Here is a 16,639-nt window from a genome sequence, read left to right on the forward strand (position 1 = left end):
AAGCCCAAATCTAAAAGAAACCATTAGGGGGGAGCCCCCCAATGGGAATATTGCCTTACATTTAAAGGGGTGGAACCCTTTTGAAATTATGCTTTGCCGTTTGAACCGAATTCACGAATTTTGCCGATGACCGTTTCTTTAATAGCTTCACGGCCAGGAACCATGTATTTACGAGGATCGTACACTTCAGAATCGTTATTCAGGATTTCACGAACCGCTTTTGTGAACACAATTTGATTTTCCGTATTCACATTGATTTTTGATGTTCCAAGAGAAATCGCTTTTTGGATATCTTTCGTAGGGATGCCTGTACCGCCATGAAGAACAAGAGGTTTGTTCGTTAAATCCCGTACTTCTTCCATTTCTTTATAGCCTAGGTTAGGTTCACCTTTGTATGGTCCGTGAACGGATCCCAAAGCTGGAGCAAAACAGTCGACATTCGTTTCTTTAACCAACTGTTCACATTCTTGAGGGTCTGCATATACGACTCCATCAGCGATTATATCATCTTCTTGTCCGCCAACCGTGCCCACTTCCGCTTCAACCGAAACATTACGTGCGTGAGCGAATTCGACAACCTTCTTGGTTGTTTCGATATTTTCTTCAATTGGATGATGTGAAGCATCGATCATTACTGAAGTGAATCCCGCTTCGATGGCTTCCTTACATTTATCATAACTTGAACCATGGTCAAGGTGAATGGCCACAGGAACAGTGATTTTCATGTCTTCCAACAAACCTTGAACCATCATGACAGTCGTTTTAAAACCACCCATATGACGGGCAGCACCTTCGGAAACACCAAGGATGACTGGAGATTTTTCTTGTTCAGCAGCAGCTAGGATTGCTTGAGTCCATTCAAGGTTATTGATATTGAATTGACCTACTGCATATTTTTCATCAAGGGCTTTATTCAGCATATCTTTCATAGAAACTAAAGGCATTTGATTTCCTCCTACTAGTGGATGTTTATTTTTAAAGTTAATTCTTTCTAGATATTCCCTAAAACCAAAGTAGCATACGCTTTATAAATCAGAATATCTCTCCTCTTTTAGCATATCAATACATCAAAAAAACAGCAACAATTACAACTGTACCATGTCTCAAATTTTATTCCAAAAAAACACGGCCCATCTAAAAAAAAGATAGCCGCGGTAATTTCCCCGTCAATAATATTAAACTTTCAAGACCGTTAACTCGATTGAATCGGTAAGTATTCACGAACGGCTTTTCTAATATCATCAATATCAAACGGCTTTGCAAAGTGTGTCATTGCACCTAAATCCTTTGCTTCTTGAATCATATCAAGTTCACCATATGCCGTCATGATTATGACCCGGATGTCCGGATCGACGACTTTCATCCTTTTCAAGATCTCAATGCCATCCATTCCCGGAATCTTCATATCCAGCAATACAAGATCGGGTGAATGGTTATTTAGCACTTCCAAGGCTTGAATGCCATTAGCTGCTTGAAATGTTTCATACCCTTCTTTATGTAACACCTCGTTCAATAAAATACGAATCCCGAATTGATCATCAACAATCAATATTTTCCCTGGCATTTTATCACCTCCCCCTTCCCGGTTCATCCATTAATATATTAGCCTATTCGGCCTATTACCCGAAAAAGGGTAGTTACATAGATTGCGTCAAATTACTTGAGCAACGCATTTATTCATTCATGACATCTATGTTCATATTCGATAATTGTAACAAAATTCCTGCTGTATGGCTAAAAGGAATTTTAATTTTTTTGTTTTTTCGACCGATTTAGTTAATTCTGCCCTTTGGACCAAAAACCCTGAAACCTGTCAATGCAAAGGAAAGTCCTTTATAATAAGTATATTATTTTTTAAAGGAGTCCCTGATCATGTTAAAAATTTTCTCGACACAGATAAGCGGTTTATTTAAAAAAATGATTGAAAATGAAGCCTTTGAAATGGAGGATGCCGGACGCCTGCTGGCTCAGGCTGTGGTTGGGGACGGTTCTGTGTTCATTCACGGTTTTGATGAAATGCAGGGCGTCACTGCCGAGGCATTGAATGGGGAGGAACCCTTTCCTAAGGCAAAAAGCTATGATTTAAGTGAAACAATTTCCAAGGAAGATCGATTTCTTATATTCAGCCGCCATTCGGATGATTCAGAAGCATTGATGCTGGCAAAACAACTCAAGGAAAAAGATATCCCATTTGTTGCGGTTTCTACATCCGTCCCTTCCGAAGAAGATTCTCTTTTGGAGTTGGCTGACGTACATATTGATTTACGCATCCAACGGGGATTGATTCCCGATGAAACCGGAAATAGATATGGGTACCCTACCCTCCTTACCGCTCTTTTCGCTTATCATGGAATTAAATTCACTCTTGAAGAAATCATAAAAGAATATGAAGATGAAGAATGATGAATTCATCTAAAAAGGTTCGGAAAAATATATCTTTCATCAAATGATGTTCCCGAACCCACTGACCACCCTCTAATCTAAATGTTAAAACAAATTTGATTGGAGCGGGGGTGTGCGGGACTCATGCGGGAAAGCACGTCTAAGCGGTGCTTGGAGTGGCCATCAACCTCCCAAAGTACAAACCATAAAAAAACCGTAGGCAAACTCGATTTTCTTCAAGTTTGCCTACAGTCTGAAACAGCCACAGGGGCTGTTTTTTTGTTTATTAACGATTTTCGCCGTTCTTTAATGACATACCGACAAAGTCGCGGAATAGCGGCTGTGGACGGTTAGGACGTGACGTGAATTCCGGATGGAATTGGGAAGCCACAAACCAAGGATGATCTTTCAGTTCAATGATTTCGACTAGACGGCCATCTGGACTTGTACCGGAGAACACGAATCCTGCCTCTTCCATAGCTTGACGGTAGTGGTTATTGAATTCATAACGGTGACGGTGACGTTCATAAACAACCTCGTCATTATAAGCTTCGTACGCTTTAGTACCTTCGATAAGCTTACATGGATACAGACCAAGACGAAGTGTTCCGCCCAAATCTTCTACATCCTTCTGCTCAGGAAGAAGATCGATGATTGGATCAGGAGTATCCTCCTTAATTTCAGCTGAATGTGCTTCTGGCAATCCCAAGACGTTGCGTGCATACTCAATGGACGCCAACTGCATGCCTAAGCAAATTCCGAAGAATGGTTTTTTTGTCGTGCGGGCAAATTCAGTCGCTGCAATTTTCCCTTCGATTCCACGATCTCCAAAACCTCCAGGTACAAGGATTCCATCTGCATCTTGAAGAAGTTCTGCAACATTTTCTTTAGTTACATCTTCGGAATTCACCCAGTCGATTTCAACATCTGCATCAAATGCGTAACCAGCATGCTTAAGTGCTTCCACTACAGAAAGATAAGCATCTTGCAATTCAACATATTTTCCGACTAAGGCGATTTTCGTTTTCTTTGATAAAGAAGTAACCTTTTTGACTAGTTCCTTCCAATCTTCCATATCCGCTTCGCCACAGTCCAATTGCAAGTGATCACAAACGATTTGGTCCATATTTTGCGCTTGAAGCGCTAGAGGGATGGAGTAAAGTGTATCCGCATCAAGACATTCGATAACAGAATTTTTATCGATATCGCAGAATAAAGCGATTTTATCCTTCATATCTTGTGAAATCGGGCTTTCTGTACGTGCAACGATGATATTTGGCTGAATGCCAAGGCTGCGTAATTCTTTTACACTATGCTGTGTCGGTTTTGTTTTCATTTCACCTGCAGCTTTGATGTAGGGAACCAGTGTACAGTGGATATACATAACATTATTGATGCCGATATCACTCTTGATTTGGCGAATCGCTTCAAGGAATGGAAGAGACTCGATATCCCCTACAGTACCGCCAATTTCAGTGATGACTATGTCGGCATTCGTTTCATTGCCTGAACGGAAAACCCGTTCTTTAATTTCATTCGTGATATGGGGAATGACTTGAACCGTTCCACCTAGATAATCGCCACGGCGTTCTTTTCTCAGGACGGTTGAATAAATTCTGCCTGTAGTCACATTGCTGTGTTTACCAAGGTTGATATCGATGAAACGCTCATAGTGCCCCAAATCCAAATCCGTTTCAGCACCATCATCCGTTACAAACACTTCACCATGTTGATATGGACTCATCGTACCAGGATCCAAGTTGATATAAGGGTCAAACTTCTGGATCGTAACATTCAATCCCCTATTTTTTAATAATCTTCCTAAAGAAGCGGCCGTAATCCCTTTTCCCAAGGAAGAAACTACTCCACCTGTCACAAAAATATATTTTGTCATCTTATATCCTCCTAATAGAATGTTTTCTTCCAATTCAGTTCTTCACATCATTAGATCGGAACCTGAATCAAATCTTCCGCCACATGAGCGGTTAAAAGCTAAAAACCGTAACCAGTACAAACCATTAATCACTTAAAGGTCTTTAGTGAGAGTCATGCAGGATACATGAACAAGAATAAATTTCCTTAAATGACAGTTAACATAAATATGTTCTCTATAGTTTTTACAATTCTACGAGAAATCATTTTTAAAAATAAAAAAATGATGTCATTTATTCATTCCATCATTAAAAACAAAAACGCTCCGCTTACAAAAAAGTAAGGGAGCGATATAATTTAATCATTGTGTCCTTTTTTAAGGAGCCCAAAAATGATTCTACAAATTTCGCCTTAAAAAGTCAAGGGCGATTATTTATTTCTCATCCTCTTCTTTCAAGTCATCCAAGTCATCTTCGTCTTCATCTTCGTCCTCATCATCTTCCAGGACAAATGCATCATCTTCGATTATTTCTTCTTCCAGGTCGTCGTCATCATCCACGTCATCATCCAAAAGCACTTCGTCGATGACTGGAGAACCTAGAATATCATCATCGTCGTCATCTTCATCCTCGTCCAGATCATCGATATCCTCTTCAAAGTCAAGGTCTTCGTCTTCAAGTTCATCGAAATCATCGATGACGACAGCAGCCTTTTTGGCTTTCTTTTTCTTTTTAGGTTTTACAACATGTACGACTTCTTCCTCGATTTGGTCAACTGGGTACCATGTTTTCAATCCCCAGCGGTTGTCTCCAAGTGAAGTGAAACGGCCATCCACATTTAAATCCGTATAGAATTGGGCAATTTTCTTTTCCACTTCCGCTTTGGATAAATGGTGCAGCGAAGCTAATTCACTAATTAAGTCTTTAAATGGAATCGGTTCATTTCTTTCAACTAACAAATCATATGCCATCTCTATTAAGGACATTTCCAATAATTGCTCTTTTGAGTATTGTTTTAAACTCAAATTCCGCACTTCCCTTCTCTATTCAAACACTGAATTCCGTGTTTTTTCACATAAAAAAATAATCTAAAACAGTAGTTCGATAAAATAACGACAATTCCTGCTAGACATATACTCCATTATAAACAATCTAAATGGGTTTATGCTAGTTCTATATGATACTTTCACAGATTTACCTTATTGTCTATCATTCACAGGAAACCAAAAGCTAAAGATCATTCCTTTTTTTCTTTTTCGATTTCTGACGATAGGCTGCCGTAAAAAAGACAACAGTCAGGATAAAAAAAGAAATGGCTCCCAATTGATGCTCATACAGCTCAAATAAAAAAATGATGGCAAGAATGTAACCTATGATCAACCCAATCATCTTCAGGTTCATTTCCTCAACTCCAATAGGGCTGATTCTTCATTTTTGCCCCTTTTCAGAATAATTATAAGGTAAAATCTTCATTTTGTTAAAAAAGACGGGAATTATTAAAAAAAAGGGCCCCTAAACGTTCGGAGCCCCCTTCCAAGTTTACATATTTCTTCGATATTGACCGCCTACATCATATAACGCCCTCGTTATCTGACCCAGACTGGCCACCCTCACGCAGTTCATGAGCTCAGCAAAGATATTTTCCCCATTCATGGCTGCCAATTTCAGTTTAGTTAACGCTTCATCCGTGAACTCCTTATTTTTTTCCTGGAATGCCCGGAGATTTATGATTTGCCCTTCCTTTTCTTCCTTGGTTGCACGGGCAATTTCCATGCTGTTCACCGCTTCTTCGGAAGGAGGATTTGGATTCAAATACGTATTTACACCGATGATCGGCAATTCTCCCGTATGCTTTTTCATTTCGTAATGCATCGATTCATCCTGGATTTTCCCGCGCTGATATTGCGTTTCCATTGCACCCAGCACACCGCCACGATCATTGATGCGATCGAACTCTTGCAGGACGGCCTCTTCGACCAGATCCGTCAATTCCTCCACGATGAAGGCACCTTGCATCGGGTTTTCATTTTTTGAAAGACCATGCTCCTTCGTAATGATCATTTGGATGGCCATTGCCCGGCGCACGGATTCTTCTGTAGGCGTCGTGATGGCTTCATCGTACGCATTAGTATGCAGGGAATTACAGTTGTCCTGCAGTGCCATTAAAGCTTGAAGTGTCGTTCTGATATCATTAAAATCAATTTCTTGGGCATGAAGCGAGCGCCCGGATGTCTGTATATGATATTTGAGCTTCTGGCTGCGGTCGTTCGCACCATATTTATCCCGCATGACTGTCGCCCAGATCCTTCTTGCCACCCTCCCGATCACCGTATATTCCGGGTCGAGCCCATTTGAGAAGAAGAACGACAAATTCGGGGCAAAGTCATCAATATTCATTCCGCGGCTTAAATAATATTCGATGTAAGTAAAGCCATTCGCTAATGTAAAAGCCAGCTGTGAAATTGGGTTGGCACCCGCTTCTGCAATGTGATAGCCAGAAATGGATACAGAGTAATAGTTCCTGACTTTCCGATCGATGAAATATGCTTGAATGTCGCCCATTAACCTTAGAGCAAATTCCGTAGAGAAGATGCATGTATTCTGGCCTTGGTCCTCTTTCAGAATATCCGCCTGAACAGTTCCGCGTACCGTCTGAAGCGTATAAGCCTGCACTTCTTCAGCTTCGGCGTCTGTAAGGGGACGGCCTAGCTCTTCTTCTTTCCGTTGAATCTGCTGATCGACTGCCGTATTCATATACATGGCCAAAATGATTGGTGCCGGTCCATTGATGGTCATGGATACAGAGGTTGAGGGGTGGCAAAGATCAAAACCTGCATACAGCTTTTTCATGTCATCCAACGTGCAGATGCTGACTCCGCTTTCTCCTACCTTTCCATAGATATCAGGTCGGTGATCAGGGTCCTCGCCATATAAAGTTACAGAATCGAAAGCCGTGCTTAGCCGTTTAGCCGTATCATCCTTTGATAAATAATGAAAACGCCTGTTGGTACGGTCGGGCGATCCTTCACCGGCAAATTGCCGCTTCGGGTCTTCCCCTTCACGCTTGAATGGAAAGACTCCCGCTGTGTAAGGAAAGAAGCCCGGAACGTTCTCACGGAATACCCATCCCAAAATCTCTCCATAATCCACATATTTCGGCAGTGATACTCTCGGGATCATTAAACCTGATAAACTTTTCGTTTTCAGCTTTGTCACGATTTCTTTATCCCTTACTTTCGTTACAAACTGCTCTCCTGCATACTTTTCTTTTAAATCCATCCATCCAGAAAGAATTTTTTTAGATTCAGGTGATAAATTCGAAGCGGTTTCCTTTTTCAGTTTTTCTAAAGAAGCCACCATATCGCCGTTGTTATCCTTTTCCTTAACTGCATCAATGGCTCCTTCAAGCTGGAAAAGCCTCCGGGCAATACGCACTTGTTCAGCGGCACGCTTATGATACGATCTGACCGTATCACTGATTTCACGTAAATAATACCGGCGGTCAGTTGGAATGATGACATTTTGCTTGTAAACATCCGCTTCTTTCGAAAAGGCCGTACTCCAAGCCGTTCCTGATTTTTCATTAAGCTTTTCAATCAGTGCAGCGAATAATGCATTGGTGCCTGGGTCATTGAATTGGGAAGCGATTGTACCGTATACTGGCATTTCAGATGGATCTTGATCAAAAAGCGTACGGCTTCTTTGGTATTGCTTTTGAACTTGGTTTTTTGCATCTTCGGAACCTTTGCGCTCGTATTTGTTAATGACTATCAAGTCTGCATAATCAATCATATCGATTTTTTCAAGTTGCGAAGGAGCACCGAATTCACTCGTCATTACATACATGGATACATCGCATATTTCGGCAATTTCTGCATCACCCTGACCGATCCCGCTCGTTTCAACGATGATTAAATCGAAGCCTGCTGCCTTCACGACGGAAATGGCATCCTTTATCGCCAAAGACAGCTCACTTTTTGAATGGCGCGTGGCTAGGCTCCGCATATAAACACGCTCTGAAAAGATCGAATTCATTCTGATCCTGTCACCAAGAAGGGCACCGCCCGTTTTCTGTTTGGTCGGGTCTACAGATAGAATGGCGACTCTCTCGTCCGGAATTTCGTTAATGAACCTTCGTATCAATTCATCAGTCAATGAACTTTTTCCAGCTCCGCCAGTCCCCGTGATGCCCAGAACAGGAACCTTCTTTTCGGAAGTCTTGATCTGCTCAAAAAGACTCTCCACCGCTGCCGCTGATTCCTGTGAAACATCGAGTCTATTTTCGGCAAAGGTAATGAATTGGGCAATGGCATTCGTTCCCCCGGCAATCAATTCATCAAAACGTTCCTGTAAAGATGGTTTGACTGTCGAGAAATCACACTCCTCCATCAAAACGTTTATCATTCCTTGAAGACCATATTCCCTCCCTTCATCAGGTGAAAAGATACGGGCAATCCCATAATCATGGAGTTCTTTAATTTCCCTAGGGATGATGACCCCGCCACCGCCGGCAAAAATCCGAATGTGCCCGGCTCCCTTTTCCATCAACAGGTCATACATATATTTAAAATATTCCACATGTCCGCCTTGGTAAGATGACATGGCTATGCCTTGGACATCTTCCTGGATGGCCGCATTCACGATTTCTTCCACCGAACGATTATGACCTAGGTGAATTACTTCCGCCCCGCTGGACTGAAGGATTCTCCTCATTATATTGATGGATGCATCATGTCCATCAAATAAACTCGAAGCTGTAACGAATCTAATATGGTTCTTCGGTTTATACACCTCAACTGTACTCATTTAGCTCCCCCTTATTGAAACTTATTTATATCAGTGCACTTTGGAACCCGATACATTTTGAATCAATAATTGCGTCTGCAGTTCAACATACTCTTGAAGCGTGTACTGTTTATGCAAAGCCCATCTTCTAAAACTCCACATTTGTCCCTGTACGAAAATGTTATGTGAAACAAGGCTTATTTGTTTTTCCGTTAATGATAGCTCCCCATTCTCAACACATTTCGTTATCACTTTTTCGAACATGCCCACCATCCGAAGTTCTTTATTCAGAACATATGGTAAAGCATCTTTCGTCAGGGCCTTCACTTCCTGATACATGACAAGCACTTCGTCCTGCATATCATCCATCACTTTATAAAAATAGGCGATCGTCAACTTCAAGCTTTCAAGTGTCCCATCACTCTGTTCTATTTCCTTCTGAAGCTTTTCCTGGACTTCATCATAAATAAAGTCACAAACGAGATATAATATATCTTCCTTGGTCCGGATATACTCGTATAATGTGCCAATGCTAAAGCCTGCCGCTTTGGCAATTTCCCTGGTAGTCGTACGATGAAATCCCTTTTCTTTAAAAAGGGTCACCGCTCCTTTAATCATTTGAGTACGCCTTTTTTCAACCAGCCGCTCATCCTTTACAGATGCAAGAACCTCTCTTTTTTCCATTTCCAAACTCCTTTTGAAAGCCCATTATTCAACCATTGATATTCTGAAGAAATTGAAAAGGGAATTCCTGTAAAGGCAGAGCCTCATCGGAAAACCACAGTTTCAACCCTATTTAGTAACCATCCGTGAGATGACCAGCTTTTGAATTTCCTGTGTACCTTCGTAAATCTGGGTTATTTTCGCATCACGCATATACCGCTCCACTGGATAATCTTTTGTATATCCATAGCCCCCGAAAACCTGTACGGCCTCCGTCGTCACTTTCATTGCTGTATCTCCGGCAAAAAGTTTGGACATGGCCGACTCTTTCCCATAAGGAAGGCCCACTGATTCCAACCAGGCTGCCTGATAGGTTAATAGCCTTGAAGCCTCAACACCCGTTGCCATATCCGCCAATTTAAAACCGATTCCCTGCTGTGCAGAAATTGGCTTGCCGAATTGGACGCGCTCTTTTGCATAATCAACCGCGGCATCCAATGCACCTTGGGCTATCCCTACAGCCTGGGCTGCAATTCCATTACGGCCGCCATCAAGCGTCATCATCGCGATTTTAAAGCCTTCCCCTTCTTTTCCAAGGAGATTTTCTTTAGGAACACGGCACTCATCAAAGATGATTTCCGTAGTCGGTGATGAACGGATTCCAAGCTTCTTCTCTTTTTTACCAACACTGAAGCCCGGGAAGTCCTTTTCAATGATAAAAGCACTCGTTCCTTTTTGCTTCGATTCAGGATCCGTCAATGCAAAAACGACATATGTATCCGCAATCCCGCCGTTCGTAATGAAGATTTTGGAACCGCTGATAACATATTCATCACCCACAAGCTTTGCAGTCGTTCTCATCCCTCCGGCGTCTGAGCCTGAGCTGGGCTCAGTAAGGCCATATGCACCGATTTTTTCACCTTGTGCCATCGGGCGAAGGTATTTTTGTTTTTGTTCTTCAGTGCCAAACTTATATATTGGCCATCCTGCGAGCGAAGTATGGGCTGATAAAGTCACCCCAGTAGAAGCGCAAACGCGGGAAAGTTCCTCAACCGCTATGCAATACGCTAAGTAATCACTTCCAATTCCGCCGTATTCCTCAGGCCACGGAATCCCGGTCAATCCAAGTTCAGCCATTTTATCGAAGATTTCACGGTCGAATCGTTCTTCTTCATCCCTCTCGGCAGCAGTCGGAGCCACTTCATTCTGGGCAAAGTCGCGCACCATTTTCCTGATCATTTCATGTTCTTCCGTTAGTTTAAATTGCATGGCAATGCCTCCTAAATTTCTCGTAATTACAGACTTTTACTGATGACCATCCTCTGTATTTCGCTTGTACCCTCATAAATTTCAGTTACCTTTGCATCCCTGAAATATCGTTCGACCGGATAATCCGTTGTATATCCATAGCCCCCGAACACTTGGACTGCTTCTATCGCCACCTCAACGGCCGTCCTCGAAGCGAATAGCTTAGCCATTGCCGCCTCTTTACCGGACTTTAATCCCTGTGAGCGTAAAAACGCCGCGCGATAGACGAGTAACCTTGAAGCTTCTATGCTCGTTGCCATTTCGGCCAGTTTGAAACCAATCCCTTGCTGTTCTGCAATGGGTTTTCCGAATTGCTCCCTGCTTTTTGCATATCGGACAGCATGTTCCATGGCACCCTCAGCAATTCCTAGCGCTTGAGCGGCAATCCCGATCCTTCCAGCATCCAAGTTGGCCATGGCGATCTTAAAACCTTCCCCTTCCTTACCTAGGAGATTGGCTGCAGGGACTTTCATATCCTCGAACGTCACCTGTACGGTGCTCGAACCATGAAGGCCCATTTTACGTTCATCTTTACCGATGATTAAGCCCGGCGTCCCTTTTTCTACAATAAAAGCAGAGATTCCCTTGCTTCCCTTCTGTGGATCGGTCGAGGCAAAAACAATGAACACATCCGCTTCCCCGCCATTGGTGATAAAAACCTTGGACCCATTTATTCGATATTGTCCGCCTTCCTTTACTGCCACTGCCTTCGATTTCAAACTCGCAGCATCGGAACCTGAGCTTTGCTCAGTCAAACAAAAGGCCCCTAAATTTTTACCAGCGGCTAACTTAGGCACATACTTTCGCTTCTGCTCTTCCGTTCCAAAATAAACGATTGGATTTGTGCCAACAGATGTATGAACGGACAGTATGACACCGAGAGTGGGACTTACTTTGGAAATCTCATTGATGGCAATGATATAAGACATGAAGTCCATACCCGCGCCACCGTATTCTTCTGAAATCGGAATTCCCATCAAACCAAGCTCTCCCATTTTTTGCAGAATCGTTTTTGGAAACACGCCTGTTTCCATTGCCTCGATATGAGGAGTGATCTCATTCTCCGCAAAAGAGCTTACCATTTTCCGCATCATTTCATGTTCTTCGGTAAACTTGAAATCCATCCTACATCCCTCCCTGGCTGCACATCTTTCCATGATTAGTTATATTCATAAAAGCCCCGTCCTGATTTCTTGCCTAACCACCCTGCCTTTACATATTTCCTTAACAGCGGACACGGTCGGTATTTATCGTCTCCCAGTCCTTGGTGAAGGGTTTCCATTATATACAAGCATGTATCCAGGCCGATGAAGTCAGCTAGCGTAAGCGGTCCCATCGGATGGTTCATGCCCAGTTTCATTACGTCATCGATCGCTTCTTTAGTAGCGACGCCCTCATAAAGTGTATAGATGGCCTCATTGATCATCGGCATCAAAATCCGATTCGCTACAAAACCTGGAAAATCATTGACTTCCACCGGTACCTTATTCAAGGATTCAGCCATCTTTTCAACCTCTTGATAAACTTCATCCGCTGTAGCAAGGCCGCGGATGACCTCAACCAGCTTCATGACTGGAACCGGGTTCATAAAGTGCATGCCAATTACCTTTTCCGGCCTTTTCGTAGAAGCGGCTATCTCGGTAATCGGTAGCGAAGAAGTATTGGATGCAAGAATGACGTGCCGGGGCGTGATTTCATCCAACTCGGCGAATATTCTTGTTTTTATTTCCATGTTTTCCACTGCCGCTTCAATCACCAAATCTACTGCAGCTGCATTTTTCAAAATCGTTGAGGAAGTAAGCCGTGAAAGGATTGCATCCTTCTCCTCGGATTCCATTTTCCCTTTTTCAACCTGCCGCGATAGGTTTTTGGCAATAGTCCCTAAACCCTTTTCTACATACTCATCTTTTAAATCGTGTAAAAGAACTTCATAACCGCTCATTGCACAGACCTGGGCAATGCCAGATCCCATCTGTCCCGCACCAATGACCATCACTTTTTGAATGCCCATGGGAATATCCCTCCTCATTTATCTATGAAACTATTATCCTTGCTTAGGCACTTCTATTAAAATGGCATCTCCCTGACCGCCGCCACTACAGATCGCTGCGATGCCCAATCCCCCTCCGCGGCGTTTCAGTTCATGCATCAGCGTAATGATGATGCGGGCACCACTTGCCCCGATTGGGTGACCTAATGCTACGGCCCCTCCGTTTACATTCACTTTTCCTGGCTCGATGTTGGCAATTTTCCCGCTGGCCAATGCAACCGCAGCAAATGCTTCATTCACTTCAAATAAATCAATTTCCTCTATCGATTTACCTGTCTTCTTCAGAAGGTCATTTATGACCAGACCTGGCGTTTTAGGGAAGTCCTTTGCTTCCACTGCCACTTCTGCATGAGCTAAAATATAGGCAAAAGGCGTTTTCCCTTCTTTTTCAGCACGTTCCTCACTCATCAATACGAGAGCACCCGCCCCGTCATTGACACCTGGTGCATTACCAGCCGTAATGGTCCCCTCATTATTGAAAGCTGGACCTAGTTTAGCCAACTTTCCGGCAGATGTTTCTTTTCTTGGGGCTTCATCATGTTCGATGGTAATTGGTTCGCCTTTTCGGACCGGCACTTGTACGGAAATGATTTCTTCTGCAAGAATTCCGCCATCGATTGCTTTTATCGCTTTTTGGTGACTCTCATAAGCCCAGTTATCTTGTTCCTCACGGGTGATTTCAAGATCCTCGGCTGTACTGTTACCGTAAGTCCCCATATGGACGCCCGTAAAACTGCAGCTAAGTCCATCCGATATCATCGTATCCTTCAGTTCCCCATCACCCATCCTTAGGCCCCACCTTGCTTTTGGAAGGATATAAGGTGCATTGCTCATCGATTCCATTCCGCCGGCAACAATGATTTCTTCTTCACCTAAGCGAATGATCTGATCAGCCAATGTGACACTGCGAAGTCCTGATGCGCATACTTTATTAATGGTTTCCGTTTTCACTTCCCAAGGCAATCCAGCATGACGGGCTGCCTGGCGGGACGGTATTTGGCCTTGGCCTGCTTGAAGCACATTCCCCATGATGACCTCGTCCACTTGGCTTCCTTCAATCCCTGCCCGAACAAGTGCCTCTTTGATTGCTATTCCACCAAGCTGTGATGCCGTCAAACTGCTAAGACCACCGCCGAATTTACCAAAAGGTGTTCTCACACCGCTAATAATCACTGTTTTCGCCATCATTATTTCCCCCTATAAGTAACATTGATTGAACGCTCGCTCAATTTGGAGTTAAAAAAATAGTGTTGTAAGCGCTTAATATTATATTATATTACACATTTTTCTCAAAAATGAAAATATTTAGTTTATAAATATTGAAAATATTGCCTGCTTCCATTTGAATCTCATTTAGAGGAAGCAGGCAATTCCATTTAAAATTAAGAGGCAATCGATTTTTTTTCACCAATGACCGCTTTTTCGAGTAGTTCAGCTACATCATACGTTTTAACATTTTCCTCAACTTCTTTTGCCTTCGTCCCATCAGATAGCATGGTCAGGCAATAAGGACATCCTGAACTGATCACTGTTGGACTGACGGCCAGCGCCTGTTCGGTACGGGCGACATTAATGCGGTTTCCAGTTTCTTCTTCCATCCACATCAAACCGCCTCCAGCTCCGCAGCACATACCCTTCTCACGGTTACGCTCCATCTCAATAAGTTTCACTCCATCAATGGATTGTAAGATTTCACGCGGCGGGCTGTAAACTTCATTGTACCTTCCCAAGTAACAGGAATCGTGGAATGTAATCGTCTCATTCACCGGATACTGCGGCACCAGCCTGCCTTCACTGACAAGTTTGGCCAACAGCTCAGTATGGTGATACACTTCCGCTTCCAAGCCAAAATCCGGATACTCATTCTTAAAGATATTGTATGCATGCGGATCGATCGTCACGATTTTCGTTATTTCATTCTTTTGGAATTCTTCTATATTTTTCATGGCAAGTTCCTGAAAAACAAACTCATTACCCAATCGACGTGGAGTATCCCCTGAGTTTTTCTCCTTATTTCCGAGAATTGCAAATGTGACGCCCGCTTCATTCAATAATTTAGCAAAGGAAAGGGCAATCTTCTGGCTTCGGTTATCGTATGACCCCATTGAACCCACCCAAAATAAATACTCGAATTCTTCGTCTGCCTTTTTTAATTCCTTCACGGTTGGGACGCTGACATCTTCCCGAAGGCTCCGCCAATCTTCTCTCTCTTTACGGTTCAATCCCCACGGGTTCCCTTGACGCTCGATATTCGTCATGGCACGCTGTGCATCGGGATCAAGTCTGCCCTCAGTAAGCACTAGATAACGGCGCATATCAATGATTTTGTCGACATGTTCATTCATTACCGGGCATTGATCTTCACAGTTCCGGCATGTGGTGCAAGCCCAAAGTTCTTCTTCCGTAATGACTTCGCCAATCAGGCTCGGACTGTATGCTTCAGTTGCTGCAGCTGATTCCTGCACCCCCTGCGCGGCACCAGCCAGAGCGATCTTATTTCCCTTCGTATTTCCAAAAACAAAAGATGGCACCCATGGCTGCTTCGTTGTAACGGCAGCGCCTGTATTAGTTAAATGGTCACGCATCTTGATTATGATATCCATCGGGGACAGCATTTTCCCGGTACCTGTGGCTGGGCACATATTCGTACAGCGACCGCACTCCACACAGGCATAGAGGTCCACCATTTGATATTGCGTCAAGTCCTCGATATATTTGGCACCGTAATATTGATTGCCTTCTTTGTCGAAAACCTCTTCTTCCAAATCAACCGGTTTCAATTTCCCCGGATTGTCCAGTCGATTCAGGAATACATTTATCGGACCGGCAATCAAGTGAGCATGCTTAGATTGCGGGATATAAACAAGGAAAGATAATATGATCAGTAAATGCAGCCACCAAGCTACATAAAAAACGACTGTTGCCGCTGTTGTCCCCATCCAGCCGAATAGGAAAGCGATGCTTGATGCGACTGGCTCTGACCAGGTTGCATCGTGTCCATGCCAGATCATTCCCATTCCATTCCCCAGTAGTACGGTGATCATGATACCGGTAATGAAGATGACAACCAAACCTGCTTTGAAATCCCTTTTCAAGCGAACAAGCTTTTCGACATAACGGCGGTATGCCGCCCATAGGATTGCAACAAGAACGGTAAGCGTCACAATTTCCTGGAAGAAAGTAAAGGCCGGATAAACAGGGCCGAACGGTAAATGCCACCCCGGCCTTAAGCCTTTAACGAAAAAATCAAGTGCACCAAATTGCACTAATATGAAACCATAAAATAACAAGGCATGAATGATCCCGCTCTTTTTATCTTTAAAGAGCTTCTTCTGTCCAAATACATACACCCCTATTTTGACAAGACGATCTTTCACACGGTTATCGAATTCCACTTTTTTGCCAAGTTTTATATAAGCAATACGAGTCTTTATCAAATAGATAAACAAACCGGCGGCGTAAGCGGTTACAAGCAGGAATGCAACTAAGTTGATCCATAGTAAACCATTCATTTCCATGCAGTCTTTCCCCCTCTTTAGTAAATTGCAAAATGCCAGGTACCATTATGGGAAATTTGGCA

General features: G+C 43.2%; 13 protein-coding genes. 1 reads left to right on the top strand and 12 read right to left on the bottom strand.

The annotated features are described in order from the left end of the window. Window positions 1-86 precede the first annotated feature (86 nt). Both AC2YHV_RS17000 and AC2YHV_RS17005 read right to left on the bottom strand, forming a co-directional pair. On the bottom strand, window positions 87-944 hold the full coding sequence (locus AC2YHV_RS17000) for a class II fructose-bisphosphate aldolase (protein ID WP_048683519.1): 858 nt from the start codon (window positions 942-944) through the stop codon (window positions 87-89). A gap of 248 nt (window positions 945-1,192) precedes the next feature. Further along, the gene (locus AC2YHV_RS17005) at window positions 1,193-1,564 is read right to left on the bottom strand and encodes a response regulator (RefSeq protein ID WP_034315860.1); all 372 of its coding nucleotides are present in this window, start codon (window positions 1,562-1,564) and stop codon (window positions 1,193-1,195) included. Window positions 1,565-1,872: 308 nt separating this feature from the next. On the opposite strand from AC2YHV_RS17005, the gene AC2YHV_RS17010 reads away from it, so the two are divergent. Beyond that, on the top strand, window positions 1,873-2,403 hold the full coding sequence (locus tag AC2YHV_RS17010) for a DUF2529 domain-containing protein (RefSeq protein WP_487373666.1): 531 nt from the start codon (window positions 1,873-1,875) through the stop codon (window positions 2,401-2,403). A gap of 265 nt (window positions 2,404-2,668) precedes the next feature. Here the strand turns inward: AC2YHV_RS17010 and pyrG are convergent, their stop codons facing one another. The 10 genes from pyrG to AC2YHV_RS17060 form a co-directional block, all read right to left on the bottom strand. Further along, a complete protein-coding gene (pyrG, locus tag AC2YHV_RS17015) occupies window positions 2,669-4,276 on the bottom strand; it encodes a CTP synthase (protein WP_048683527.1) in 1,608 nt (535 codons plus the stop codon). Between the two features lie 411 nt (window positions 4,277-4,687). Beyond that, on the bottom strand, window positions 4,688-5,278 hold the full coding sequence (gene rpoE / locus AC2YHV_RS17020; protein ID WP_134782714.1) for a DNA-directed RNA polymerase subunit delta: 591 nt from the start codon (window positions 5,276-5,278) through the stop codon (window positions 4,688-4,690). A gap of 205 nt (window positions 5,279-5,483) precedes the next feature. Next, complete coding sequence (locus AC2YHV_RS17025) at window positions 5,484-5,654, bottom strand: hypothetical protein (RefSeq protein WP_156319604.1); 171 nt, start codon at window positions 5,652-5,654, stop codon at window positions 5,484-5,486. Between the two features lie 138 nt (window positions 5,655-5,792). After that, on the bottom strand, window positions 5,793-9,059 hold the full coding sequence (gene icmF / locus AC2YHV_RS17030; RefSeq protein ID WP_487373667.1) for a fused isobutyryl-CoA mutase/GTPase IcmF: 3,267 nt from the start codon (window positions 9,057-9,059) through the stop codon (window positions 5,793-5,795). A gap of 30 nt (window positions 9,060-9,089) precedes the next feature. After that, window positions 9,090-9,722: a TetR/AcrR family transcriptional regulator gene (locus AC2YHV_RS17035; RefSeq protein ID WP_034315867.1), complete on the bottom strand. Its 633-nt coding sequence runs from the start codon at window positions 9,720-9,722 to the stop codon at window positions 9,090-9,092. A 108-nt stretch (window positions 9,723-9,830) separates the two neighbouring features. Continuing rightward, entirely contained in the window at window positions 9,831-10,970 is a 1,140-nt protein-coding gene (locus AC2YHV_RS17040; protein WP_034315870.1) for an acyl-CoA dehydrogenase, read from the bottom strand. 26 nt (window positions 10,971-10,996) lie between these two features. Then, entirely contained in the window at window positions 10,997-12,133 is a 1,137-nt protein-coding gene (locus AC2YHV_RS17045; protein ID WP_063574644.1) for an acyl-CoA dehydrogenase, read from the bottom strand. Window positions 12,134-12,168: 35 nt separating this feature from the next. Further along, window positions 12,169-13,020, bottom strand: coding sequence for a 3-hydroxybutyryl-CoA dehydrogenase (locus tag AC2YHV_RS17050; RefSeq protein ID WP_487373668.1), 852 nt, complete (start codon window positions 13,018-13,020; stop codon window positions 12,169-12,171). A 33-nt stretch (window positions 13,021-13,053) separates the two neighbouring features. Continuing rightward, window positions 13,054-14,244, bottom strand: a complete 1,191-nt coding sequence (locus AC2YHV_RS17055) for an acetyl-CoA C-acetyltransferase (protein ID WP_487373670.1) — start codon at window positions 14,242-14,244, stop codon at window positions 13,054-13,056. 197 nt (window positions 14,245-14,441) lie between these two features. Continuing rightward, on the bottom strand, window positions 14,442-16,571 hold the full coding sequence (locus tag AC2YHV_RS17060) for a (Fe-S)-binding protein (RefSeq protein ID WP_487373721.1): 2,130 nt from the start codon (window positions 16,569-16,571) through the stop codon (window positions 14,442-14,444). Between the last annotated feature and the right edge of the window lie 68 nt (window positions 16,572-16,639).

The sequence above is a fragment of the Peribacillus sp. SRI_006 genome (genome assembly GCF_057586375.1).

Excerpts from the sequence above, each read along its gene's own strand:
- AC2YHV_RS17000 (WP_048683519.1), bottom strand. The coding sequence starts at position 944 with ATGCCTTTAGTTTCTATGAAAGATATGCTGAATAAAGCCCTTGATGAA.
- AC2YHV_RS17005 (WP_034315860.1), bottom strand. The coding sequence starts at position 1,564 with ATGCCAGGGAAAATATTGATTGTTGATGATCAATTCGGGATTCGTATT.
- AC2YHV_RS17010 (WP_487373666.1), top strand. The coding sequence starts at position 1,873 with ATGTTAAAAATTTTCTCGACACAGATAAGCGGTTTATTTAAAAAAATG.
- pyrG (WP_048683527.1), bottom strand. The coding sequence starts at position 4,276 with ATGACAAAATATATTTTTGTGACAGGTGGAGTAGTTTCTTCCTTGGGA.
- AC2YHV_RS17025 (WP_156319604.1), bottom strand. The coding sequence starts at position 5,654 with ATGAACCTGAAGATGATTGGGTTGATCATAGGTTACATTCTTGCCATC.
- icmF (WP_487373667.1), bottom strand. The coding sequence starts at position 9,059 with ATGAGTACAGTTGAGGTGTATAAACCGAAGAACCATATTAGATTCGTT.
- AC2YHV_RS17035 (WP_034315867.1), bottom strand. The coding sequence starts at position 9,722 with ATGGAAAAAAGAGAGGTTCTTGCATCTGTAAAGGATGAGCGGCTGGTT.
- AC2YHV_RS17040 (WP_034315870.1), bottom strand. The coding sequence starts at position 10,970 with ATGCAATTTAAACTAACGGAAGAACATGAAATGATCAGGAAAATGGTG.
- AC2YHV_RS17045 (WP_063574644.1), bottom strand. The coding sequence starts at position 12,133 with ATGGATTTCAAGTTTACCGAAGAACATGAAATGATGCGGAAAATGGTA.
- AC2YHV_RS17050 (WP_487373668.1), bottom strand. The coding sequence starts at position 13,020 with ATGGGCATTCAAAAAGTGATGGTCATTGGTGCGGGACAGATGGGATCT.
- AC2YHV_RS17055 (WP_487373670.1), bottom strand. The coding sequence starts at position 14,244 with ATGGCGAAAACAGTGATTATTAGCGGTGTGAGAACACCTTTTGGTAAA.
- AC2YHV_RS17060 (WP_487373721.1), bottom strand. The coding sequence starts at position 16,571 with ATGAATGGTTTACTATGGATCAACTTAGTTGCATTCCTGCTTGTAACC.